Here is a 17,699-nt window from a genome sequence, read left to right as displayed (position 1 = left end):
TTTCATCAGGGGCCTTTCTGTTTATAAAAAATGTGATTCGCTTATGTTAGTTCCAAAGGTTCTCAGGGTAAGTGCCATTTTTAACCAATTGGTCAATGCTATCCTGAACGATTGGCTTATCCTCTTTATAAGTCACACCGAACCATTTGCTATCTGTAGGAACCACTTTGAAGCTGGCTTTATTTGTCTTTACCAGGTGCTCTGCCACCAATGGAATGAAAAACTCAGATTTTGGTTTTTCCTGGTTTGCCATAGCGAATTCCCGAAACAGGTCTTCGGTAACTTTGAATACCTCTGGTGTAAAACCCCAGAAGTTCATCGATACGCGTGTATCTGGTGCAAGTGGGTGTTGTTTGTCGTCTTCTTCGTAAACGATGGCGTCACCGTCACGTAATACCTTTGTACGCTCATTAATGTCTTCCAGGTAACCTGCATCATCCACTTTACAAACACCTCTTGAAACAGATCCGTAGTCTGAAAGTGTTTTACCTATTTCGTAACCAATCATGGAGTAGTTGCTTCCATTGGCTTCTTCCGTAAGGAAGGTGACCATTTTCTGGAAAGCGTCAAAACCATAATAATCATCAGCATTGATGACGCAGAAAGGTTCTTTAATTTCATTTCTTCCTGCAAGGATGGCATGGGCAGTTCCCCATGGTTTTTCTCTTGGGATGTCGATATCGATTCCAAATTGTTTCAGATCGAAGTTCTGGAATACATAACCTGTTTCGATTTTGCCAGCCAGTTTGGGCTCGAATATGGCTTTGAAGTTGTCTAAAAATTCTTCTTTGATGATGAAGACGACCTTACCGAAGCCTGCTTTGATGGCATCATAGATAGAGTAGTCTATAATTGTCTCGCCATTCGGGCCGAACCCGTCAATCTGTTTCATACTGCCGTAGCGACTCGCCATACCGGCGGCTAATATTAATAACGTAGGTTTCATGTTACTAAAATAATTATTAAGTTTATATTCAGGGTACAATGTACAGGATTTTTAGTTTTGTATCGATTAAATCGGATAAAAAACAGACACGAGTACTTAAAAGTCTAATATAGCTTTTCCTCCGTCACTTCTTGGTTTCTTTCCTGTTAAGATTCTAAAACGTTAGTCGTACAAATTTATGATCATCTGACACTAAAACGGTCGCGCCTGTGACCTACACCCTTTGCTCTTCAACAACAGCATTTCACTCTTTTAGTTTGTCATTTCCGTTTTTTGTTGAGTTGTTGTGCGTCAATTGTGGTACATGGAAATGCGGGTGTTTTGATTCTGAGAAACTTAAGCAAAAAAAACGTATATGGTTTTTCCATACACGTTTTTTCTAAAGTTTTTAGATCCGCTTATTTAGAGTAACGGAAATCGTGATCTTTCTTGATATTCAGCAAGGAGTGATAAATGAGGTTAATGACATTGTCGACATCTTCCTTGTGGATCATCTCTACCGTAGTGTGCATGTAACGTAAAGGCAAGGAGATCAACGCCGATGGTACTCCGCCGTTGGAATAGGCAAATGCATCCGTATCTGTGCCTGTTGATCTTGAAGAAGCCTGACGCTGGAAAGGGATGTTATTTTTCTCTGCAGTATCAATCAATAGTTTGTTCAGGTTTGTTTGTACCGCTGGAGCATACGAGACTACTGGTCCTTTACCACAAGATAGGTCTCCCTGTGTGATTTTGTTGATCATTGGGGTGGAGGTATCATGCGTCACATCCGTAACGATGGCTACATTAGGTTTGATGCGATGAGCAATCATTTCTGCACCTCGCAAACCAATTTCTTCCTGCACAGAGTTAACGATATATAACCCGAAAGGCAGCTTCTGTTTATTTTCCTTCAGTAATCTGGCCACCTCGGCGATCATGAAACCACCCGCTCTGTTGTCCAGTGCACGACCTACATAGTAACGGTCGTTAAGTACCATAAATTCATCCTCATAAGTGATGACGCAACCTACATGGATACCCAGTTTTTCAACCTCTTCCTTACTGGTACATCCGCAATCCAGGAATATGTTTTTTAATGCCGGAGCCTCTTCCTTCTCTCCCGATCTCGTGTGAATTGCCGGCCATCCGAATACAGCTTTTACCAGCCCTTTGTCGGTATGAATGTTTACCCTTTTAGAAGGGGCAATTTGGTGGTCGGATCCACCATTGCGGATAACATAGATCAAGCCGTCAGCAGTAATGTAATTTACAAACCAGGAGATCTCATCAGCATGTGCTTCGATGACAACTTTATAGTCGGCCTTCGGGTTGATGACCCCTACAGCGGTTCCATAGTTGTCGATAAAACTTTCATCGATATATGGTTTCAGGTAATCCAGCCATAACTTCTGGCCAGGATACTCAAAGCCGGTAGGAGATGGATTATTTATATATTCTTCAAAAAACTGGATTGATTTTTTCGTAACCACAGAAACATGCTTCTGTTGATCTTCTTTCTTTTTTGCCATTTATTGTGTTTTTAGAATAAAATTAGTCAAATGATTTGAGGTATAAACAAATATAAAAACTAAGGTTTAAGCACCAAGGTAATTGTTGAGTTGTAACCGGATGATGACAAATTCACATTCCACTTAGCACTACAGCTATTTACCAACGATACTGTAGCCTTGCGGTGAACACATCATCCTTGATGTCGTCCAGATAGCCTGGAAGGCTGGTACGATCATTTACTACATGCTCATTATATAAAGTTAATTTCAGACGTGTGTTGATCAGGTAAGTCATACCATACCCCAGGGTGGTGAATTTAATGTCCCCTGCAGAAGTATTGCTATTTGGGGTGCCGATATCGGCACCTTTTACTTTATCATTGGGGTCATACATGTCATAAGCCAATAGTGCTGTAAATCGGGATTTTGCAATTTGCTGTGTAAGCCAAAGGTAGTAGGCTGAAAACTCCCGGAGGTAAAGGTCTGTAGTGGGCTGCACAGAAAAACTCTGACTGGCCAGAGGGCCTGCGAGTGAGGCAGAGGCTGCTACACCGGGCTGCTTTCCAGTGATATATTCTGCTTTGAAAGAAGATGTGCCAAAGGTATTGTCATATTGTAACTGCAGATTAGCACCGTAATAATCGCGGCTCACATATCCGTTCACATGACCGGAGTCTGTATCTGCAGTAAATCCAGCGCCATTGTTCCGATAGTAGGTATCCGTATTGCTGCGCACTTTACCCTTGTATATAGATGCGCCGAAGCCGATGTGCAACTTCTTGTTGGCGAGGCTATCAAATTTAAAACCGAGGTTACCCACGATATCTTTTCTGGAATCGTAGTCCCTGGCATTATATCCACTACCATTAATCATCGCGATTTCGGCAGTAAGGAAGTGAAATTTCTTTTCCGGTCTAACGGTGACCATGGCACCGATATCGCGTTCCCTGGGCATCAGGGTTTGAAATACGCGGGCACGCTCAGGAAAGTCGCGGTATCCCGAGGAATAAACAATAGAGTGGCCAAAAGGACGGTTAAATAGGCCTGCGGTAAAAAGAATGGCCTTTGTCTCTTCAGGGTGAAACTGGATGAAAGCATCCATGAGGTTCACGCCATTTTGAGTCGCATCAATCTGGAATACGATGCTGGAGAACTTATCTGCGCGGTCAATTTTTAGCCTGCCGCGCCGGATCATGAATCTGTCACTGGAATTCTTGTCAAAATTACCGCCTGAGAATGAATTGATCCCTTCAGCTCCTGCCTTCTGGTATTGTGTCTGCAAATAACCCGTGATTTTGATGTCATGAAGGTCATATGATGACGGGGCATTATTATTTTGGGCGAATAAAGGAAATGGGAGCAATAACGTAAAGAATAGTAGTTTTCTCATGTATTGAGGTAGTAAATCAGGTGCCAAAATTACATTTAAAGTATCAGTTTTTCAGTTGCACAAACCTACTTTTATTTTATAAAAGCCTTTTAACCAATGATGATAATCACTAAATTACATTTTTATTACACCATTATTTGCTAATACAGTCCTTTTGGAGTTATTTTTGGAATATTAGAATCTCATTAGAAATCAATTTCAGTATAAGACATGTTCTTGAGAAAATACAAGCTGTATATCATTGTCACCTTCCTCGGGCTTTTCTGCGCGAAGATGATGATTTCTGGTGCACCTGTATTTTTCGCTCATATTGATAAGAACATCATGAATTCTGTCATCATGCAGATCGAGGTGGAGCACAGTGCCGACGGCGACTGTGGCAAGGCCAAAGTGAAGCTTGTTGAATACAAGATGATCGACTTTTACTATGCCTATAGTTTTACAGCGGTTTTGAGTCAATTTGGCATCAGCAATAGTTTCATCGATCATTTCCGGCGGTATGTAGATCCTTTCCATCCTACAGTTCCGACCCCGCCTCCTAACTTTTGCTAACATTCCGCATGCTCCTTAAAAGGGGGGTGCCTGTTATGTAGTAGGTTAGTGAAATTAAAACGTTGTTTTATGCAAAATGGAAATTCAGTCTTTTCAAGATTTGAAGTCAAGAAATATATATTAAAAAAGAACTTGAAACGGGATTTGCCGGCCAGTCTGGTGGTATTCCTTGTTGCGCTACCGTTGTGTCTGGGAATCGCGCTGGCATCAGGAGCTCCCTTGTTTGCTGGTCTGGTGACCGGTATTGTGGGGGGGATAGTGGTAGCGAGTGTAAGCGGATCTCAATTGAGCGTGAGTGGTCCTGCGGCGGGATTGACCGCTATTGTACTAGGGGCCATTACCTCCCTTGGAGCTTATGAAACCTTCTTACTGGCAGTAGTGCTGGCGGGAGCCATTCAGCTGATCCTGGGCTTATTAAAAGGGGGGATGATTGGTAACTATTTTCCTTCCAGTGTCATTGAAGGCATGCTTGCAGCGATCGGGCTCACATTGATCCTGAAGCAGACACCCCACGCTTTGGGCGTAGATTCAGATTTCTTTGGTGATGAGAGTTTCTTTCAGAAAGATAATGAGAACACCTTCTCTGCGATAGGCACTGCCCTGGGGCACCTTAATCTGGCTGCTATTGTGATTAGCCTGCTGTCCATTGGTATTCTGATTTTGTGGCCTAAGCTTAAGAAGATTAATGCTGTACCCGCACCTCTGGTAGTGGTTGTACTTGGCATTGGGCTTGCCTTTGTTTTTCAGGGGACTGGATTTGCGTTAAGTGCAGATCATATGGTGAAAATTCCAGTTGTAGGAGGCTGGTCGGAATTTACTGCTCTGTTTGCAGCCCCGGATTTCAGTCAGATATCCAACTCTAAGGTATGGGTTGTGGCAGGCACCATTGCTATTGTGGCCAGTCTGGAGACTCTATTGAGTATTGAGGCGATAGATAAGATTGATCCGATCAAACGCGTATCGCCAACAAACAGGGAGCTGATAGCACAAGGTATTGGAAATATGACCAGCGGTTTGGTTGGCGGCTTGCCACTCACTTCAGTGATTGTACGTAGCTCTGCCAATGTCAATGCCGGTGGGAGAACAAAGATGTCGGCCATTTTCCATGGTGTCTGGTTGTTGCTTTCACTGTTGTTTATTCCAGGGATCATCAACATGATTCCACTGGCCTGTCTGGCGGCAATTTTGTTGGTAACTGGTTATAAGCTGACAAGGATTGGATTGTTTCAGCACATGTATCATAAAGGCTGGGACCAGTTCGTTCCGTTCGTGGTCACGATAATTGCAGTTCTGTTGACCGACCTGCTCAAGGGAGTTGCGGTGGGAATGCTACTTTCTGTATTTTATTTGCTGAGGACCAATATGCGGAATCCCTTTTTCTACCGGATTCAGGAAGAAGGGGATAAAAAGAACATCAGAATTAAGCTGGCCGAAGAGGTTTCATTCTTGAATAAGGCTTCAATTCAGGTGCTTTTAACAAATATCCCTAAAGAGACCAATGTGGTGATTGACGGATCAAACTCAAGATATATAGACCCCGATGTATTGGAGACCATATTCAATTATAAGCACAACGCCTATACCAAGGGGATAATTGTAACTTTAGAGCATATTAAAAAACATTACATTGTTGAGAGGATCGACAGTAAGGCTATAGAAGAAATTAATAAATAATTATTATGTGCGCAAAATTAGAAAAAACAGATTCACAACATATTACATACGAAAGTCTATTACAAGGAAATAAAGACTGGGTTGCCGCCACCTTACAGGAGGATCCTTCGTTTTTTGACCGTCTGTCCGCAGGGCAGAAACCTCCTGTATTGTGGATTGGATGTTCCGATAGCCGTGTGCCGGCCAACCAGATCACCAATACCAATCCCGGAGACATATTTGTTCACCGTAACATTGCCAATGTGGTTGTGCATACTGATATGAATATGCTGAGTGTATTGGATTATGCGGTTAATGTACTTGAGGTAGAGCATGTCATTGTGTGTGGACATTATGGCTGTGGCGGTGTACAGGCAGCGATGAGTAACAAACAGTTTGGTATCATTGACAACTGGCTAAGAAATATTAAGGATACTTACAGGTTACACTACCACGAACTGGACATCATCTCCGATCCTAAAAAGAGAACCGAGCGTCTGGTGGAGCTGAATGTCATCGAGGGTGTTTTTAATTTAACAAAAACCTCTATTGTTCAGAACAGGTGGTCAAATGGAAAAACGCTGAGCCTTCATGGCTGGGCTTATAGTCTGGAGACTGGTTTCATTACCGATCTTGGAGTGACTTGCAATTCTAACGATCATATGGCCAACGTATTCCGGATTGCGGAGTCGGCAAAAAAAGCCTGATGATCAGGACGTATTCAAATCCCGATTGAATACGTCGTTCTTAAATAAAAAAACTCCCGTTAAATATATCTAACGGGAGTTTTTTTTATGATTTACCTGCGGCATTTTGCCGCAAATGTCAAACGATACGACTAGTCGTTAGCCAGAAAAGGGTAGCGGTAGTCTTTTGGCGGATCAAAGCTTTCCTTGATGGTACGCGGAGATACCCAACGCAGTAAGTTGATCATTGATCCAGCCTTATCGTTCGTGCCGGAGCCTCTGGCGCCACCAAAAGGTTGCTGACCAACCACCGCTCCGGTACATTTATCATTTATGTAGAAGTTACCTGCAGCATTTCTAAGACGTTGAGTTGCTTTTTCAATAGCATAACGGTCCTGAGCAATCACAGCACCAGTCAGAGCATAGATAGAAGTGCTGTCGACCGTGTCAAGGATATCATCGAACTTTTCATCATCATAAACAAATAGTGTCAGTACCGGTCCGAAAAGTTCTTCAGACATGGTTACATAATTAGGGTCCTGTACAACAAGAACTGTAGGCTCGATAAAATAACCTTTAGACTTATCGTAATTTCCGCCTGTGATTACCTCTACAGAAGCGTCCTGTTTGGCTTCATCGATGAACTTTGTCAGTTTATTGAATGAGTTTTCATCGATTACAGCATTGATAAAATTGCTAAAGTCTTCAGTTCCACCCATTTTGAAGGTTGCGATATCGCGGAGCATAAATTCTTTTACCTTAGGCCAGATGCTTTTAGCTACGTAAACACGGGATGCAGCAGAGCATTTCTGTCCCTGGTATTCAAAGGCACCACGGATGATTGCTGTGCTCGACGCTTCTGCTTCTGCAGAACCATGTACGAGGATAAAGTCTTTACCACCCGTTTCCCCTACAATGCGAGGGTAAGTTTTATACTTATGGATGTTGGTACCGATTGTTTTCCAGATGTCCTGAAAAACACCTGTAGAACCTGTAAAGTGAATTCCGGCGAAGTCAGCGTGATTGAAGATCACCTCCCCGGCATCCGGTCCGGAAACATACACAAGGTTGATGACCCCATCAGGAAGACCGGCTTCTCTGAAGATTTGCATCAGTACATTCGCTGCGTAGATCTGCGTATTTGCAGGTTTCCACACCACCACATTACCCATCATGGCAACTGAAGTAGGCAGATTTCCGGCAATAGCAGTAAAGTTGAAAGGAGTAAGCGCAAAAACAAAACCTTCCAGTGGACGCTGTTCTACTCTGTTCCAGCTTCCTTTAGGAGATACCGGAGGCTGTTGTTTGTAGATATCAGACATATAACTTACGTTGAAACGCAGGAAGTCGATCAGCTCACATGCGGAGTCTATTTCTGCCTGATAGGCATTTTTCGACTGGCCGAGCATGGTTGCTGCATTTAATTTATAACGATAAGGACCAGCAATAAGGTCTGCCGCTTTCAGGAAGATCGCTGCGCGGTGTTCCCAGGAAAGGTTTTCCCAGCTGCCTTTTGCTGCCAGGGCAGCATCAATAGCCTGAGTAACGTGATCCTTATTTCCTTTGCTGTATTCAGCAAGCAGGTGTTGATGATCATGTGGAGGTGTTACTTTTCCTTTTTGATCAGTATGCACTTCCTTTCCGCCGATGTACATTGGGATGTCAATTTTTTCAGCGCGGGCATCGGCTATAGCGGCCTTTAAAAGTTCACGTTCTTTACTTCCGGGAGCGTAGCCCAAAATAGGCTCGTTAACTGGAGTGGGTACGTTAAAAAATCCTTTAAGCATGGTATAAAAATATTGTTTGCGCAAAGATAGGGATATAATTGCTTTTAATGGTTACCCGGAATCAGATGAGCTGTTGAATTTGATTCTCGAATGACCGCTTAGAATGCGCAGTTTAATTCTTATTTTTGAGGCTACGCATGATGAGATCTCTTAGGCTTCTGTTATGGCCCTTTTCCTTGGTATATGGTTTGGTTGTTCTACTGAGAAACCTGCTGTATGATACTGGTGTTTTTAAATCCACAGCATTTGCGCTGCCGGTGATCTGCGTGGGCAACCTGGTAGTTGGCGGCTCAGGAAAGAGTCCTTCAACTGAGTACCTGATCAGGCTGCTGTCCGGCTACAAAATTGCGATACTCAGTCGCGGTTACGGGCGAAAAACCAAGGGATTTATCCTTGCAGATGAACATGCTACTGCAAGTCATATCGGTGATGAACCGATGCAATTTTACCGGAAATTTCCTGACGTTACTGTGGCTGTATGTGAGGACCGCGTGAGGGGGGTGTCCCTGTTAAAAGATCAGCATGACCTGATCATTCTAGACGATGCTTACCAACACCGACGGATCAGGGCAGGGATGTACATCCTTTTATTTGAATTTTCACAGTTGTTGCGCCCGCAGTTTTTGCTGCCTGCAGGAAACCTGAGAGAATCCTTCAGGGGATACAGACGGGCAGATGCAATCCTGGTGACCAAGGCACCCTCAGTGATCAGTAAGTATGAAAGAAACAAATGCCTGTCTCATTTTGATAAGGACCATGAGGTTAGCTTTTCCTCCCTAGCCTATCAGCAGTTGGTGCCACTGTTTGGGGCAGGGCAGCAGCAAATCAATCCATCGACGGTTGTTTTTCTGATTACCGGCATAGCCAATCCAAGACCCTTGCTTACCGAACTGAAAAAACACACTAGTCAGGTCATTCATCATGACTATCCCGATCACTATCAGTTTAAAGAAAAAGACGTTGAGGCATTTGTTGAGGCTTATCATAAAGAAACTGCTCTGGAAAAACTGCTGTTGACAACAGAAAAGGATGCGCAACGTTTATTAGGTGGTGCATTCAAAGAAATACTGCTAAATTTACCCATCTTTTATTTACCTGTCAGGATAGATGTTCATCAGGAAGATAAAGATTCATTTGACCGAAAGATTTTAGACTATGTTGCAAGCCATACAAGAGACCGTTAGTTATATTCTGGATAAAACCAATCATTTCAAACCCGATACAGGCATTGTTTTGGGAACAGGTCTTGGAGCTTTGGTGGAGGATATTGAAATCCTTGCTGAGCTGAGCTATGCAGATATTCCTAATTTTGCTGTATCCACTCTTGAATTCCATTCGGGTAAGCTCATCTTTGGTGTGCTGAGTGGGAAGAAAGTCGTTGCCATGCAAGGGCGCCTGCATTATTACGAAGGTTATTCCATGCAGGAGATTACTTTTCCGATTCGTGTGATGAAGGCACTCGGCATCCGCCATCTTCTCGTATCGAATGCTGCGGGTTCTTTGAACCCGGAATTTAAAAAAGGTGACTTGATGGTGATCAGTGACCACATCAACCTTCAGCCCGAAAGTCCGCTGCGGGGAAAGAATGATCCCGATATGGGACCACGGTTTCCTGATATGAGCGAACCTTACCAACGAAATCTCATTGAAAAAGCTTTGAATATAGCATCCGAGAATAACATTTGTTGTCATAAGGGCGTTTATATTGCCGTACCTGGGCCCAATTTGGAAACCAAGGCGGAGTACAACTACCTTCGTATCATCGGTGGCGATGCCGTAGGAATGAGTACTGTGCCGGAGGTGATCGTAGCAACGCACATGGGAATTCCGGTTTTTGCCATTTCTGTATTGACGGATGAAGGCTTCCCTGAATTGCTGCAGCGGGTTAGTCTTGAAGAAATTTTAGAAACAGCCAGGATTGCTGAACCCAAAATGACAAAAATATTGAGCCTTTTAATCCCGACTTTATAATGTATAAAAGCATTTGCCTTTTTGTTTTTTGCTTCGTCACACTTTGTGCCGGGCAACTTTTTGCTCAGGATCTGAAGACGTCTGTGAATGACAACAAATTGTTGGACTCCCTGCGTAAAAGAGAAGAAGGGGAGAAAGATTCTGTTATTTTTACTTCTAAATATGTGCGTTATACAACGCTTAAACTGACGAAGGATAGCATTCAGACATTGGGACTGGATACCAGTCTCAATGGGTTTCATAACTTTAGCGTCATTGCACAGCCCCGCAACCCGACCATCAATACGGGGAATCTCGGACTGGCAGCAATGCCTTTGCTTTTTCAACCCCTTAAAACGATCGGTTTTGATGCAGGGTTTCACTCGCTGGATTATTATGCCATGACCCATGATGACATCAAATATTACCAGGCAAGGACGCCTTTTACCAATCTGTATTATGTTTCAGTGGGTGAAACTGAACAAGTATTTAAGGTCACGCACTCGCAGAACATCAAGCCAAACTGGAATATTGGGGCCAACTATAACCGTATTGGCGCAAATGGTTATTATACCAGACAGCGTGGAGATCACCTGAATGCAGCGATATTCAACTGGTACCAGTCGCCAAACAAAAGATATAATCTTTGGATCAACGGACTTTTCAATACGTTGAAGGCCAATGAAAACGGCTCATTGGTCAATGATACCATTTTCAGTTCCGCAGGAAGGGCTGTTACACCAATGGCGGAGAATGTCAGACTAAACAATTCACGTCAGATCTGGCGCAAAAACTCCTTCTTTATACGGCAGAGTTATTTTGTGGGACGCATTGACAGCGTTGCGCAAGAGATTACGGATAAAATTCTGCCGACCAATAAGATCACCTATACCTTCAAATATGATGTCAATTCCTTTGCTTTTCAAAAAGACGAAACTGACGATCATACCGTGTTGCCAACGGGACTTGCAGACGGGGTCTTTACCAACGACAGTACACGTTATACCAATGTGCAGAATGAGTTTATTTACAGCTTCTTCCTGCGTGCCAAGTCTACTTCTATCATCAAAAATGAGTTGAAGCTGGATGCAGGCATCAGACACGATTTTTATAAATACATGCAAGGGTTGTTTTATAAGGATAAAAGCTCATATTATGACTACAATGCTACTTTTCAGAATGTGACGCTTTTAGGAAATGCTGGATACCGGTTCAGTAACCGGATAGATCTTAATGTAGACCTGCAGCAAATTGTTCAGGGCAGGAACATTGGTGATTTTATGTATGAGGCCAAAAGCAATGTCCTGCTGAGCAACTCTGTAGGCAGGGTAATTCTTGGTGGGTACTTCCAGAACAAGTCCCCTGAAGAAATCTACATCCGCTACTTTGGCAACCATTACCGATGGACGGAAAATTTTGACCGGACCAAGACCATCAACTTGTCTTTCAGATATCTGAATGATAAACTTGGACTGGAAGCTGGTGCCGAGTATTTTCTGATCGACAAATATTTGTATTTTAATCAGGTAGGAGGGACAAATGCGGACTCGCTGGCTATCGCTCCGGCGCAAAGTGGCGCCATGAACATGCTGAAGATTACGCTTGGGAAACGCTTTAACTTTGGTAAGTTCAGCCTGAGTACCTTTGGTGTTTATCAAAAAACAGACAATCCGAATATCCTCCGTACCCCGGAATTATATGCCTTTGCCAGCATCTACCTGGATCAGACTTTTTTCAAGGTGTTGAAAACAAACATTGGATTTGACCTCCGGTATAACACGGAGTATACGGCCTATTCTTACTCTCCTGGAGCCGGTCAGTTTTATAATGGAGCAAAAGATGTTACTTTCGAATCTACACCAATCCTTGATTTCTTTGTGAAAGCAAGTTTGAGAAAGGCCAATATCTTTGTGAAAACAGATTATGCCAACCAAGGGTTGCTGTCCAAAGGGTACTATACCGTAGACCGTTATCCGATGGCCAACAGGGTACTTATCAAGTTTGGGGTAAGTTGGAATTTTTACGACTAGTCAAGGTGTTTACCCATCGCATTGAAACCTAATTATTCAATTTTATCTGATCGGGCTGATTTATATTACTGAGCTGACCTCAGAACTAAGTTTTCTGGGGTTTCTTTTTTGCCGCCGGGAACAATACATTGTTCAGGATCAACCGGTAGCCAGGTGAGTTTGGATGCAGATTAAGGTCTGTGGGGGGATCGCCGACAGCATGCTGGTAATCTTCTGGATCGTGCCCGCCATAAAAGGTAAATTGCCCTTTACCAATCTCCCCATTCAGGTACCGCACTTCCTCTGCTCCTTTATTTTCTCCAAGAACCGTGATGCTGGGTTTGACTAACGACTTTCTAAAGGCGGTTGTCTGACCCATAAACCCTTTGATGACCTTCTCATGGTTCTGGGTCAGCATGGTTGGCACCAGGTCCCACTTCGCTGAAAAGTCAAATAAGGTGAAGTAATCGTTGGTCTGGGTCAGACTCCGCGTTTGTGTCACATCGATATTTGAAAATTCATAGTTATTGGGATTTACGTCCAATCGGAAATCTTTAAAGGCAAAGGTCCTGTTGAAGTTCAGCTTCGCCTGCGCCTGAGGATCGGCACTGTCACCGTCAAACATACTTTCACAGATGTCTACACCTTCGGCACTCAATGCAATGTCAAAACTGTCTGTCCCCGAGCACATCGCAAAAAGAAACCCCCCACCGGTACAAAACTCTTTGATGCGCAGTGCCACCGCAAGTTTCATTTGAGAAACTTTTGAGAAACCATTTCTCTTTGCCGTAGCTTCCTGATTTTTAACATCCTCACGATACCAGGTAGCTGTGCGGAAATTACTCCAGAAACGTCCGTATTGTCCGGTGAAGTCCTCATGATGAAGGTGAAGCCAGTCGTAAGAAGAAAGCTTGTTCTTCAGTACGTCATCATCGTATACCACATCATAAGGGATTTCTGCATAGGTGAGTACCATGGTGACAGCATCATCCCAGGGCAGCTTGCTCTTTGGGGAGTACACCGCAATCTTCGGGGACTTTTCGAGTTTCACCATTTCCATATTCACTTCCGGATCGCTGATCTCATTGAGGATGGCTGTCACTTTGCCATCTGCCAGCATCTGATAGGATACCCCCCGTGTTTTGCATTCCTCTTCCACCGCCTGGTTGTACTTTACCAGAAAGCTCCCTCCCCGGTAGTTGAGCAGCCAGCTGACGTCAGCCTGATGCTGGATCGCCCAATAGGCAATCCCGTAGGCTTTGAGGTGGTTTTTCTGGTCCTCGTCCATGTAAATCAGAATGGATGAAGCCCTGGCGCCTGCGCAGATGAACAGCAGAAGGAGGAGGAAATATGTTTTTTTTAAGGACATGCTGATGAGGTATATGCGAATGTAAATTTTTTGCACCTACTTATAAAACGTTTTTTAGAATCATTTACTATTCAGGATTCATTTCATTTTACTAAATTTGGCATTTACAAAAAAATATCATGAGCAAAGCAATAATAAAAACAGATAAAGGCAATATGACCGTTCAGTTCTATGATCAGGATGCGCCTAATACCGTTGCAAATTTTAAGAAACTGGCGAATGAAGGTTTTTATGACGGAGTGACCTTCCACAGGGTGATCCCTAACTTCGTAATCCAGGGCGGATGTCCTAACTCTAAAGATCCTGCTAAAGCACACCTGGCAGGTACTGGAGGCCCGGGATATAAAATTGATTGTGAGTTAACCGGCGAAAATCAATACCATGAGCGTGGTGTTCTTTCTATGGCGCATGCAGGTAGAAATACAGGCGGTTCACAATTCTTTGTATGCCATAGCAGAGACAATACTGCTCACCTGGACAGAAACCATACTTGCTTTGGAAAAGTAATTGAAAATGTTGACATCGTAGATGATATCAAACAAGGAGATAAGATTTTAAGTATTGAAGTAATTGAAGATTAATTTCTTACTTCTCAAAAACACAAAATATGAATTTAAGAGGAATCGTTGCAGTATCTGGAAGACCAGGATTGTTTAAGTTGGTAGGTCAAAATAAAGGTGGATATGTACTGGAGAGCCTGGATGCTCAAAAGGTCAAGATCGTAGCCAATATTACCACTACAAAGCTGGCTTCGTTGGAAGACATCACCGTGTATGGTGAAGATGATGACCTGAAACTGCTGGATGTTTTTGCCAACATGGTTGCTGCTAAAGGAAACGTTCCTGATACAAAAGCAGATGCGAACGTATTAAAGACATTCTTTTTAGAAGTGGCTCCGGGACACGATCAGGAGAAAGTTTATACTTCTGATATGAAAAAGATCATCAGCTGGTATCATCTGTTAAAGGATCTTCCTCTGTTCAGTGAAGAAGCCCCTGCAGCCGCTGCAGAAGGAGAGGCCGTAAAACCTGAAGAGAAAGTTGAGAAAAAACCGAAATCTACGCCAAAACCGGCGAATGCTAAGGCCACAACAAAAACTACTGCTCCAGCTAAAAAGGCAAACATGACCAGTAAAAAAGGCGTTTAACTAACGCTTTATAGCCAGTGTAGATCCCTAGAGTATGCGGATACGTATGCCTGGAAATAATATAAAAAGCCGGAACTCACATCGAATTCCGGCTTTTTCGTAAAATATTAACCATCTAACCTCTGCTTTTAAAAAAGGCCAGACATTAGATAAAAAACCAGAGCAACACAAAAGCCACTACGGAAATGATGATGGCGATGATGTAACTCAGGCGGTCTTTTTTTTTATCTGTCCTATATTTATAATCTCTCTTCGGTATTAACATGATATATTCCTTTTTTATAAAATGATGTTAGTGAAAGTCATTTTCCATAATCTGGGTCAACTATTCGTGGTGGTAAGGCTCCCCCTTTAAAATACTGAATGCTCTGTACAATTGCTCCACAAAAAACAACCGCACCATCTGATGAGAAAAGGTCATGTCAGAAAGTGAGAGGCTGCCATTTGCGCGCTCATAGATGCGTTCATCAAAACCATAGGGGCCTCCGATGATGAACATCAGGTGTTGAACACTTCCAATCATCTGTTTGTTCAGGTAATCTGAAAAAAGAACAGAGGTATATTTCTTTCCCTTCTCATCAAGAAGCACTATGGTATCCGTATTGTTCAGTTGTTTCAGGATCAGGTCTGCCTCTTTGCTCTTCTGCTGGTCTGTAGTCAGATTTTTGGTATTCTTCACATCAGGGATAACTAACAGGTTAAAACCGATATAATGTTTTAACCTTTTCAGGTACTTTTCTATGCCCTCAATGAGGTATTTATCTTCGGTTTTGCCTACAACAAGTAAGGTGATTTTCATTGTTTTGTATTGCTTTTGCCTGCTATTGTAACGAACAGGGGCTTATTTTGTCTATATTTAACAATTTCGCAGATCCAAAGATAATGGTAAAAACAAAAGATCACCTTCTAAATGACTATCAAAATAATGCAGACCAGCAACAGCAGCAGATTGCTGCACTGAAAAAACGCCTCAATCAGATTGCTTTTTCCCGTCTTGGCCTTTTCATTGCCGAGATCCTTTTGATTGCACTGATGATCAGCCAGGGCTTCTCCAGCACTATTGTTGTGCTGATGGTACTGCCGGTTTTTTTGTTTATGATGCTGGTGAGGCGTCAGACTGCTGTTCAGGAATCGCTTCATTATGCAGAACAGTTACTTTGGGTTTATCAAAATGAAATCTGCCACCTCATTCAACGTAAAAATAATTATCCTGATGGTCATCAATATGAAGATGAACAGCACCACTATGCGTCAGACCTGGACATCTATGGTCCGGGATCTCTGTATAGCTATATCAACAGATGTCATACCCAACTGGGGATGGATACCCTGGCGGCAAACCTGGGAACTCCAAACCAGCAGCAAACCATCGCTCAAAGGCAGGAGGCTGTGAAAGAACTGGAATCCCATATCGCACAAACGTTTCATTTTAGAGCTGCATTGCAAAATCACCAACCAGATCAGTTGCGCATCATCAGGCAAAAACTGCTGCATCAGCTCCCTGATCAGCTAAAATTTACCAGAAAAGGACTGTTAAGGCTGTACATTCGTGTCGTTCCTTTCCTGATGATGGGGCTTTTCTTGCTGGGTTGTATTTACGGAGGACTAACCTGGCGGGTGTTTGGTCTTGCAGCGTTATCCAATGTGATGCTTACTTTAAGTCAGCTGAAGCACATCAATCAGGTTTATTACGGTTTCACCGGAAGTTCCAACCTATTGAATGCCTTCTCAGGCACCATTAAATGGACCGAAGACATCAGTTGGAAAAGCCCCTATATCATAAAGCTATTTGGCACCACTCCAAATGAGCAAAATGTAAGTGCTCAGATTAGGCAGCTTGCAAAGATTATCCAAGCTTTTGACGCAAGATTGAATTTTCTGCTCGCCGGTGTTCTGAATGTCTTTCTGTTATGGGATCTGCGCTGCTCGGTGAACCTTGCCAACTGGCATGACCAGGCTTCCGAGGGAGTAATGCAGGGACTGGACAGGGTGGGCCGCTTTGAAGAACTGATCTCATTGGCCACTTTATCCCATAATGAACCTGAATGGACCTGGCCGGTCATTGCGCCGCAGTTCAAATGTCAGGCAGTAGCACTGGGGCATCCCCTGATTCCTGAGGAAAAAAGAGTAGCTAATGATTTCAATTTGCAGGACAGTCCGACGGTGGACGTGGTCACAGGTTCCAATATGGCTGGAAAAAGCACTTTCCTCCGCACGCTAGGCATCAATATGGTGCTTGCCTTTGCTGGAGCCCCTGTATGTGCATCAGAGATGTCTGTTTCCATTTTTAGGCTCCTGTCCTATATGCGTATTAAAGATTCGCTGAATGACCAGACCTCCACCTTCAAGGCAGAGCTGAACCGGCTCAAGATGATCCTGGATGCTATCCTTGTCGAACCGGATTCATTGGTTCTGATCGATGAAATGTTGCGTGGTACCAATAGCAAAGACAAGTACCTCGGATCCAAAGTATTTATTGAAAAGCTGATGGAACAACATACACCAGCGTTGTTTGCCACACATGACCTGCAGCTGTCGGAAATGAAGGCAGATCATCCGGAACAACTGAGGAACTATCATTTTGATATCCAGATTGCAGAGGGGGAGATGAAGTTTGATTACAAGCTGAAACACGGACCATGCACCACTTTCAATGCAGCGCTGTTGCTCAAAGAGATAGGCTTAACATTAAGTTCATAATATATGCTCATATTGGC

At 43.3% G+C, this 17,699-nt stretch carries 15 protein-coding genes; 9 read left to right on the top strand and 6 right to left on the bottom strand.

Going from position 1 to position 17,699, the window contains the following annotated elements; genetic code table 11:
* Positions 1 to 46 precede the first annotated feature (46 nt).
* The 3 genes from PBAL39_RS18965 to PBAL39_RS18955 form a co-directional block, all read right to left on the bottom strand.
* Entirely contained in the window at positions 47 to 946 is a 900-nt protein-coding gene (locus PBAL39_RS18965; RefSeq protein WP_039867102.1) for a sugar phosphate nucleotidyltransferase, read from the bottom strand.
* 398 nt (positions 947 to 1,344) lie between these two features.
* Positions 1,345 to 2,457, bottom strand: coding sequence for a M42 family metallopeptidase (locus PBAL39_RS18960; protein WP_008244534.1), 1,113 nt, complete (start codon positions 2,455 to 2,457; stop codon positions 1,345 to 1,347).
* 139 nt (positions 2,458 to 2,596) lie between these two features.
* A complete protein-coding gene (locus PBAL39_RS18955; protein ID WP_008244533.1) occupies positions 2,597 to 3,829 on the bottom strand; it encodes a porin in 1,233 nt (410 codons plus the stop codon).
* Positions 3,830 to 4,039: 210 nt separating this feature from the next.
* Here PBAL39_RS18955 and PBAL39_RS18950 point away from each other — a divergent pair, with 210 nt between their 5' ends.
* The 3 genes from PBAL39_RS18950 to can all read left to right on the top strand — a co-directional run bounded on the left by PBAL39_RS18950 (position 4,040) and on the right by can (position 6,741).
* Positions 4,040 to 4,381 (top strand): hypothetical protein, encoded by a 342-nt coding sequence (locus PBAL39_RS18950; RefSeq protein ID WP_008244532.1) that lies wholly within the window; start codon positions 4,040 to 4,042, stop codon positions 4,379 to 4,381.
* A gap of 69 nt (positions 4,382 to 4,450) precedes the next feature.
* Positions 4,451 to 6,055 carry a SulP family inorganic anion transporter gene (locus tag PBAL39_RS18945; protein WP_008244531.1) on the top strand — a complete coding sequence of 535 codons (1,605 nt, stop codon included), beginning with the start codon at positions 4,451 to 4,453 and terminating at the stop codon, positions 6,053 to 6,055.
* A gap of 5 nt (positions 6,056 to 6,060) precedes the next feature.
* A complete protein-coding gene (gene can / locus PBAL39_RS18940) occupies positions 6,061 to 6,741 on the top strand; it encodes a carbonate dehydratase (protein WP_008244530.1) in 681 nt (226 codons plus the stop codon).
* A 131-nt stretch (positions 6,742 to 6,872) separates the two neighbouring features.
* On the opposite strand, the gene pruA is transcribed toward can, so the two are convergent.
* Complete coding sequence (gene pruA, locus PBAL39_RS18935) at positions 6,873 to 8,507, bottom strand: L-glutamate gamma-semialdehyde dehydrogenase (protein ID WP_008244529.1); 1,635 nt, start codon at positions 8,505 to 8,507, stop codon at positions 6,873 to 6,875.
* Between the two features lie 137 nt (positions 8,508 to 8,644).
* Between pruA and lpxK the strand changes: the two genes are divergently transcribed.
* Genes lpxK through PBAL39_RS18920 form a run of 3 tightly spaced genes read left to right on the top strand, consistent with a single transcriptional unit; the run spans position 8,645 to position 12,487 of the window.
* Positions 8,645 to 9,691, top strand: a complete 1,047-nt coding sequence (gene lpxK / locus PBAL39_RS18930; RefSeq protein WP_050784366.1) for a tetraacyldisaccharide 4'-kinase — start codon at positions 8,645 to 8,647, stop codon at positions 9,689 to 9,691.
* On the top strand, positions 9,663 to 10,478 hold the full coding sequence (locus PBAL39_RS18925) for a purine-nucleoside phosphorylase (RefSeq protein ID WP_008244521.1): 816 nt from the start codon (positions 9,663 to 9,665) through the stop codon (positions 10,476 to 10,478). The genes lpxK and PBAL39_RS18925 overlap by 29 nt, the downstream gene beginning before the upstream one ends.
* The gene (locus PBAL39_RS18920) at positions 10,478 to 12,487 is read left to right on the top strand and encodes a putative porin (protein WP_008244519.1); all 2,010 of its coding nucleotides are present in this window, start codon (positions 10,478 to 10,480) and stop codon (positions 12,485 to 12,487) included. The genes PBAL39_RS18925 and PBAL39_RS18920 overlap by 1 nt, the downstream gene beginning before the upstream one ends.
* 85 nt (positions 12,488 to 12,572) lie before the next feature.
* Here the strand turns inward: PBAL39_RS18920 and PBAL39_RS18915 are convergent, their stop codons facing one another.
* Positions 12,573 to 13,835, bottom strand: a complete 1,263-nt coding sequence (locus PBAL39_RS18915) for a hypothetical protein (RefSeq protein ID WP_008244517.1) — start codon at positions 13,833 to 13,835, stop codon at positions 12,573 to 12,575.
* 119 nt (positions 13,836 to 13,954) lie between these two features.
* Here PBAL39_RS18915 and PBAL39_RS18910 point away from each other — a divergent pair, with 119 nt between their 5' ends.
* Positions 13,955 to 14,416 (top strand): peptidylprolyl isomerase, encoded by a 462-nt coding sequence (locus PBAL39_RS18910; RefSeq protein WP_008244512.1) that lies wholly within the window; start codon positions 13,955 to 13,957, stop codon positions 14,414 to 14,416.
* A 26-nt stretch (positions 14,417 to 14,442) separates the two neighbouring features.
* The gene (locus PBAL39_RS18905) at positions 14,443 to 14,982 is read left to right on the top strand and encodes a DUF5606 domain-containing protein (protein ID WP_008244510.1); all 540 of its coding nucleotides are present in this window, start codon (positions 14,443 to 14,445) and stop codon (positions 14,980 to 14,982) included.
* Positions 14,983 to 15,307: 325 nt separating this feature from the next.
* Here PBAL39_RS18905 and rlmH read toward each other — a convergent pair whose 3' ends face one another.
* Complete coding sequence (rlmH, locus tag PBAL39_RS18900; protein WP_008244506.1) at positions 15,308 to 15,781, bottom strand: 23S rRNA (pseudouridine(1915)-N(3))-methyltransferase RlmH; 474 nt, start codon at positions 15,779 to 15,781, stop codon at positions 15,308 to 15,310.
* 83 nt (positions 15,782 to 15,864) lie between these two features.
* Here rlmH and PBAL39_RS18895 point away from each other — a divergent pair, with 83 nt between their 5' ends.
* Positions 15,865 to 17,682, top strand: a complete 1,818-nt coding sequence (locus PBAL39_RS18895) for a DNA mismatch repair protein MutS (RefSeq protein WP_008244504.1) — start codon at positions 15,865 to 15,867, stop codon at positions 17,680 to 17,682.
* Positions 17,683 to 17,699: the final 17 nt, after the last annotated feature.

It is taken from the genome of Pedobacter sp. BAL39, from assembly GCF_000170795.1.
GTDB lineage: Bacteria > Bacteroidota > Bacteroidia > Sphingobacteriales > Sphingobacteriaceae > Pedobacter.
This window is presented reverse-complemented; position numbering and strand designations above follow the sequence as displayed.

Coding starts and splice junctions, on each gene's coding strand:
- PBAL39_RS18965 (WP_039867102.1), bottom strand. CDS start 946: ATGAAACCTACGTTATTAATATTAGCCGCCGGTATGGCGAGTCGCTAC.
- PBAL39_RS18960 (WP_008244534.1), bottom strand. CDS start 2,457: ATGGCAAAAAAGAAAGAAGATCAACAGAAGCATGTTTCTGTGGTTACG.
- PBAL39_RS18955 (WP_008244533.1), bottom strand. CDS start 3,829: ATGAGAAAACTACTATTCTTTACGTTATTGCTCCCATTTCCTTTATTC.
- PBAL39_RS18950 (WP_008244532.1), top strand. CDS start 4,040: ATGTTCTTGAGAAAATACAAGCTGTATATCATTGTCACCTTCCTCGGG.
- PBAL39_RS18945 (WP_008244531.1), top strand. CDS start 4,451: ATGCAAAATGGAAATTCAGTCTTTTCAAGATTTGAAGTCAAGAAATAT.
- can (WP_008244530.1), top strand. CDS start 6,061: ATGTGCGCAAAATTAGAAAAAACAGATTCACAACATATTACATACGAA.
- pruA (WP_008244529.1), bottom strand. CDS start 8,507: ATGCTTAAAGGATTTTTTAACGTACCCACTCCAGTTAACGAGCCTATT.
- lpxK (WP_050784366.1), top strand. CDS start 8,645: ATGATGAGATCTCTTAGGCTTCTGTTATGGCCCTTTTCCTTGGTATAT.
- PBAL39_RS18925 (WP_008244521.1), top strand. CDS start 9,663: ATGTTGCAAGCCATACAAGAGACCGTTAGTTATATTCTGGATAAAACC.
- PBAL39_RS18920 (WP_008244519.1), top strand. CDS start 10,478: ATGTATAAAAGCATTTGCCTTTTTGTTTTTTGCTTCGTCACACTTTGT.
- PBAL39_RS18915 (WP_008244517.1), bottom strand. CDS start 13,835: ATGTCCTTAAAAAAAACATATTTCCTCCTCCTTCTGCTGTTCATCTGC.
- PBAL39_RS18910 (WP_008244512.1), top strand. CDS start 13,955: ATGAGCAAAGCAATAATAAAAACAGATAAAGGCAATATGACCGTTCAG.
- PBAL39_RS18905 (WP_008244510.1), top strand. CDS start 14,443: ATGAATTTAAGAGGAATCGTTGCAGTATCTGGAAGACCAGGATTGTTT.
- rlmH (WP_008244506.1), bottom strand. CDS start 15,781: ATGAAAATCACCTTACTTGTTGTAGGCAAAACCGAAGATAAATACCTC.
- PBAL39_RS18895 (WP_008244504.1), top strand. CDS start 15,865: ATGGTAAAAACAAAAGATCACCTTCTAAATGACTATCAAAATAATGCA.